Annotated in this window: 3 protein-coding genes; all 3 read right to left on the bottom strand. The window is 39.7% G+C overall.

The genetic code is table 11. The features are described 5' to 3' along the window. Nucleotides 1–249 precede the first annotated feature (249 nt). Genes JMN32_RS03595 through JMN32_RS03585 form a run of 3 tightly spaced genes read right to left on the bottom strand, consistent with a single transcriptional unit; the run spans nucleotide 250 to nucleotide 5,209 of the window. Entirely contained in the window at nucleotides 250–723 is a 474-nt protein-coding gene (locus JMN32_RS03595) for a hypothetical protein (RefSeq protein WP_202854922.1), read from the bottom strand. Nucleotides 724–772: 49 nt separating this feature from the next. Then, nucleotides 773–1,186, bottom strand: coding sequence for a hypothetical protein (locus JMN32_RS03590; RefSeq protein ID WP_202854921.1), 414 nt, complete (start codon nucleotides 1,184–1,186; stop codon nucleotides 773–775). Between the two features lie 12 nt (nucleotides 1,187–1,198). Next, nucleotides 1,199–5,209, bottom strand: coding sequence for an RHS repeat-associated core domain-containing protein (locus JMN32_RS03585; RefSeq protein WP_202854920.1), 4,011 nt, complete (start codon nucleotides 5,207–5,209; stop codon nucleotides 1,199–1,201). Nucleotides 5,210–6,212: the final 1,003 nt, after the last annotated feature.

Genomic DNA, 6,212 nt, shown 5'->3' with positions numbered 1-6,212 from the left:
TGGCTGCATCAGGGCAATCTTTATACTGCTGACTTACAGCATTCCAGGTACCTATAAGCACACTTGGGTCGATCAACACTTCTGGTTCATCATCCTCACTACAAGATGCTAACACTAAACTAACGCCAACTAGTAGAGCAACATAAAAAATTAGGTTGTTGATTTTTATATCGATTTTAAATATTAACTTTCTAGAGTTTTTGAAACAGTTTTTAATGTATGTAACTAAGGCCTTGTTTAATTACATTTTTAGTCCTCAATCCTTACCGACCTCATCATTTTATTGGCAGTCATTTTCCACGCGATTTCCTGATCTTTCGTACAATTGAAACTGAACATTAGAAGTCTGCCTTCCAATTCTGTCACAAACATCAGATTATAGATATCAGTGTCCAGCGCTGGGGAGATAAATTCCAAAACAACAAAATCACGTTCATTCAGCTTAACAAGTTCTTTTCTATACCACTTTATATTTGGATATAATTTTTCAAATTGATTAGAAAAAGTAGGTATTGCTTCTGGCAATTGGTTTAAACTAATTTTGTTCCAAGTATGATTCACAACCATGTTAACGGAACCTTCAGGGTTTGTATATACAATTGTAGGTCGATTACTGGATGGATATTTTTGGTTCAGCATGGTTTCCGACATGAGTTCAAAATCCTCAGGCATCAGCATCTCAACCTTACCACCAATCAAACTCTTCAATACTAAAGGACTCATAATATTGACACAAAAAACCAATATGAATATTACTAAATAATTCATTTAATTACCCCCAATAAGTTTCAGAAAAAATAATTAAGCTTTCCAAGCTTCCATCTCCAGATCTGGTTGCTCCAAAACCCAAATCGTAAAAGGTTACTCCTATGTCATCTTCTATTTCTTTCTTTTTAGATAATGTCCCGAACATCATATTCAAATCTTCAAACTTCAACGTAAGTAAATCTTTACCTTCATATATCAAACTACCACCAACAAATTCAATTGCATCACAAATGTCCTCCGAGTTGTACTCGATAAAAAAGCCCTTTTCTTCATAATAGTCAGAGGTATTCTCAGCAAACTCATTCCTGAGAAATGTAATGTATTTTGAATCGAGCAATTCTCTAATCTCATGTCGGGTCATGCCGAAAGAAATCTTCTTAGTTCCTTTAAAAGGTATAAACTCATTATTTTCAACCATAATTTAACTTAATCAAAATAATCCTTCTTTTTTATAATATTCTCTGGCTTGTTTTATTGCCTCATCATATTTAGAACCAAACTTAGACCTTATGTCTTTAACATCCATTTCAAATGCAGACTTAAAATCACCGCTCTCAATCAGCTGCTTTTGCTTAGCTCTGAATGCTTTTGCTGCTTTTGAGCTACCAAAACTTGCTGTTAATTTATGATCAGCAGGATCAATTTGAATGGCTCCTCCTTTATATCTGGATAATGGTGAAATCGCATCAGCCGGCATATGATGTTTTTCATAGCCAGTAGTAGATTTCCCTTCCATTTTTCCATATGCACCCCCCTTGTACTTACTACTCGACTTTGCAGCATCATTAACCTTGTCAACAGTTTTGGTCATATCCAGCCCTTTGTCAAGAGCCCTTGTTGCATCAGATGCTTTATCAACTGCTTTAACTGCTTTATATGCTTTCTTGGCCAATTTAGCTCCTCCTGCCGCCAGACCAGCACCAGGAACAGCCGCTGCTAAACTTAATGCAGCATCCCCATAGTTACCCCTAGCTACAGAAATACCTGCATTAGCAAGATCCGCAACATTACCCACGGCAGGGATCATACCAACTACATCCAAACCCGTTTGCACGACATCAAGCGCCTCACTCCAACTCGGCCATTGCCCATTAGGGTCTTTTAGTTTAAGTGGGTTGTTGAAAGTGTAGATATAAGGACTCCAATTGGGTGCTAAATCTGCCAATGGATCACTGCTTAGCCATATGCTAACCTGAGGATCGTAGTATCTGGCTCCGAAATAATACAGGCCCGTTTCATCATCCAGTTCTTTACCGTTAAACAGGTAAGGTGTACGATGTGTATTACTATGCTCCTCAACGAACGTCTCACCAAATGCGAAATACTCTAAGTGTTGATACACCTCACCCGATGCATCCGTCACAAAACTTGTACTTCCCAAATGGTCAGGGTGGTAAAAATACTGAAACTGCTCTGTATTATTAGGGCTATCTCCAATTATTTGGCCGGGAGGAATTTTACCACTTTTTCCCGCTGTTAGTATTGATCCATCATCTGCTAAAAACTTCAGATTCCTTACAATTCCCTCAAACAGTTTATCATGTTTGGAATTATAATTTATCTTACCTTCTCCTGCTTTTAGAGGACCTTGACCATTGTTGTCAAACCCACCTCCCAGCTTACTTAAAATCCTTTGACTTTCAATATAATAATGTTTAGTATACCCCCCACTTTTCAACACTATATATGGGTTTACATAAACTGTGTAATTACCCATCTGACCGGAGCCTGTCTTCCATTTTCCATTTTTATAGATCGATTGGCCACTACTTTTACCTTTCAACACTCGCATACCTGAGGCATCATAGGCATAGTGAAAATTGGCTCCATTATCAGAAATCGCTCTGATTCTGTTCTCCTCATCCCATAATATCTCCCTGCGCTGACCACTCACATCATGAGTCCAGCCGGTTTGGTTACCATTAGCATCATAGGTATAGGCTCTATCACCTATATGCTTTGGTGCATGTGGTTGCTCGTCTCCATAAGCATATGTATTATCATATGTAGTCTTATGCTGCTTTGTAAAGGCACTTCCATCTCCACCACTTCTTTCATGTAACTGTTTTTTTTGCAGGATACTCCCTACAGTGTTGTAATTCAATGACATTGAGTACCTGTGCTGCTCATTACTACCTGTAAAGACCCCTTCAGCGGCTGTCAATCTATACAAGTCATCGTATTCAAATGTATATTCTGAACTTCCACCCATCAGATTACTATTCGGGACAGGTGCATTGTTCTTTAAACTAAGAATGTTACTCACTGCATCATATTCATAGACATTGTCCATAAAGTTTCTATTGGCTGCAGTAGTTGCCGTCATGGTTTTTAGCCTTCTTCGATCGGGCTCATAAGTATAAGTGGTTTTGGCACCATTACCATATTCCAGGTATACACGTTGGTCAAATTTATCATAGCCTAACTGCTCAACATAATTATACTTGGCACCCTTCTTCTTACCCTCCATACTGCTAAGGAATCCTCCAACATTATAGTGGAAAGTAACTTCTTCCCCATCCGGGTAAATCATAGACTCCAGACGATTCCATGTATCGTACGCCCACTCGGTAACAAATGTTTGATCTGCAAACTGTGGTATTACCACCGTTCGAACATTTTTAACTACCTCACCTAATGGGCCATAGAAAAACTCCTGCGCACCTGATGCATCTTCCTGCAACACAACTCTCCCTACTCTATTAAACTCGGAGCCTGCTTCTCCATAAGTGTAATGAATATTATTCTCAGCATTAATCGGATAAACAACATCCGTAAGTCGCTCAAAATCATACTTATATGTTATAACATTTCCGCTTTCCGCAAGATTGGCAGTAACAAGTTCTATCAGGTTGTTAGCCAAATCATAGGTATATAATGAAGTGCCCGCATCAGGGTGCACTCTTTTTATTACTCTCCCCAGCCAATCATACTCTGACGATATGCTGTTCCCTTGATCATCAATTGATGAAATCATCTCGTTAATGGCATTATATTCAAAGCTTTTCCAAACTGCTCCGTCTGATGTAAAGTTTTTAACAGCAGTAACTCTTCTTCTAGCATCAGTAAACTGCTCTGTTTTGATACCATTTGCATCAGTTGTAAGTGTGCTGAATTGTTTCCTGTTATTGCGATCTTCTCTAAAACTATATTCTGTTTTAGTAGTTGAACCATCGGGTAAAGTAATGGTGAGACCTCTATCTAAAATATCATAAGTAGTTAAAGTTGGGTCTATACTATCAAAGGTAGAATTAAACTTACCTTGGCTCCCTGTAGCTTCAAGTGTTGGATAATAAGCCTCAACCCTTCTACCAAATGCATCAAAAAGCACACGACCTGAGACTACCATCATTTCCTTATCAGCCTTACCTTCTCCCTGGAAAATAGCAGCGTCCTTTTTAGTTTGAAGCATTTTACCCAGACCATCAACAAGCACTACAGTTTCCATGTCATTGCCATTATTTTGAGGGTCGTAATGTTTGGTAAGCGCCCATGGAACATCTGCTTCAGGATGGTACTCAAACTTTATTGTATATGGCGCTCCTTGTTGCTCATATGGTCCAGTTACTTTTTCAACACGCCCCAAATCATCAAGTTCATATGAAATCTTATTACCATTTAAGTCAATACTTTCCAACACTTTCCCAAATTTGAAATCATAGGTAGCTTCAGAGGTATAACCATAGCTATTACTTACCGAGGTAACATAAGTATGAACCTGTTCATCATAGGAATACTCGAAACTCAACCTTTGTTCAGTACTATTCTCGGGTCCGGTAATTGTTTCCAGGTTACCATAGGTATCATAATTAAGGTCATGGACTGCCACTGACTCATCCTCAAGACGCTGCCTGATCCGAGTTATATTACCGGTATTCTGATCTATATCTGCTTCCCGTTTTCTTAATGTTCCTGCGTTACTTTCAACAATAATGGATGATGGCACAGATTTTATATAGCTACTGTTAACATTGTGATAGCTAATTCTTGCAAACAGGTCATCTTCATCGCCTTCATCTCCCAGGTCAGTGTACCTGACAACATTTCCTCGAGCATCATATTCATACAACATGCTAGTGGTTTTTCCAGCTTCCACTTGCCCTTCATAGAATTTAGAGATGGTTTGTGTAAGTGCTGGAAAGGCCGTTCCATTGTCTGATGATGTAAATCCATCACTTAAAGGGTCTCCACTATCTACATCAAGCAATTCGTAGGAATTGATCTCTTCAGTAAACAAGTTGCCATCCGCATCGGCCATTACTTCTTTTAATAAAAGGCCTTTTTCATAGTAGTTTTTGTTGGCAAATGTTTGTGTCACACCAATATAGGGTGCATCACCATTTCCAGTATCGTGGGTGGTTGTTACCACTTCATCGAAGCCGTAGAATTCCCGTTCGTGGCGATTGTAAAGCCCATTGTTATATGCAAAGGTTGTAAGCATAGTATCCAGCTCGGGATTCTCCCNTTATTGGGCATTTCATAAGTGCTTCCTTTCAGCTCATAATCTACTGTAAAAGTTGCTCCCAAAGGCCTGTTTACTTTTCTAAGCATATTGGTTTTACCAATGGTAGACCGCTTTACTGTGAGGTTATCATCTCGGGTGGATTTTAAGTAATCAGGGAAGCCATCTCCATCTATATCTGTAAATTTCTCCAGGTCTCGGCTCATGCTTTGCCCAATATGGCCGCTTGGGTTAAAACATAGTTTAACCACTGGTGCAATAGGAGGAAGAGGTATACATCCGGTAAATGCTGCATTGGCAGACTCACCTGTAGTTGAACTTTCTGTAATTTTCTCAGCCCCGCTCCAATCTTGGTAAGTCGTCTGGAAACCATTACCTGTGTTTAATTTCACTTTAACGCCACCATCAACTAATACATCATCGGCAAGGCCGTCTCCGTTTACATCTTGTAGGGAATGAGTAACATTATTTTCAGATAGTGATACGCCAATTCCTCCGGAAATAGATGACGACTCGCTACCTACTCCTTTACTAAAACCTAAACCTCCCCCAGTGCTTTCACTTTTTGAGTCCTGAATTTTGTTGTGTCCCCAGGGCTCCTCTTGTGTTAATTTGTACCCGAGGTTAAGGGCTACCATACCATTGGATTTTACCCTATCGGGCAGGCCGTCACCGTTCACATCAGTCCAGGTATAATCTCCCTCATTGGTGCCAACACCGAAATTCCCACTGATCGTACCACTTACTTTGGCTCCTCCTGCATCGGAACGTATTGCTCTGGCGTTTGTATTAGTAGCTTTTGGTTCAGTTTTATAAAAGCCTCCTATTGATGCGCCTGCGGCATCAGTCGTGGTTTTATTGATCACTCCACTATTGAGGTTTCCATAAGTATCTTCCAACCTACCGGTTGGTAAAGTAAACTGCACACCTTTTTCTGTAACGATGTCGGGATATCGGTCACCATTCATATCCATAAAATCGC

It is taken from the genome of Fulvivirga marina, assembly GCF_016775155.1.
Taxonomy (GTDB): Bacteria; Bacteroidota; Bacteroidia; order Cytophagales; family Cyclobacteriaceae; genus Fulvivirga; species Fulvivirga marina.
This window is presented reverse-complemented; position numbering and strand designations above follow the sequence as displayed.